Origin of the sequence: Vibrio sp. 10N.222.46.A1, from assembly GCF_041473595.1 — a bacterium.
Taxonomy (GTDB): Bacteria; Pseudomonadota; Gammaproteobacteria; order Enterobacterales; family Vibrionaceae; genus Vibrio; species Vibrio tasmaniensis_A.
Genome location: NZ_JBFRSN010000591.1, coordinates 1 through 231, shown reverse-complemented (window position 1 = coordinate 231; position 231 = coordinate 1). Strand labels below are relative to the sequence as shown.

The 231-nt window shown below is 49.8% G+C and carries 2 tRNA genes; both read left to right on the top strand.

Going from position 1 to position 231, the window contains the following annotated elements:
- Nucleotides 1–4 precede the first annotated feature (4 nt).
- Nucleotides 5–81 (top strand) — tRNA-Met (locus AB4496_RS16590).
- Nucleotides 82–140: 59 nt separating this feature from the next.
- Nucleotides 141–216 (top strand) — tRNA-Gly (locus tag AB4496_RS16585).
- Nucleotides 217–231 lie beyond the last annotated feature (15 nt).

Here is a 231-nt window from a genome sequence, read left to right as displayed (position 1 = left end):
CGGACGCGGGATGGAGCAGTTTGGTAGCTCGTCGGGCTCATAACCCGAAGGTCGTCGGTTCAAATCCGGCTCCCGCAACCACATTACAGTTGAACGTTGATTTGATGCTTTGTAGCAGAAAAGATGAACGGTTAGCTTATGCGATACTAGCTCAGTTGGTAGAGCGCAACCTTGCCAAGGTTGAGGTCATCGGTTCGAACCCGATGTATCGCTCCAAATTCTATTCTTAGA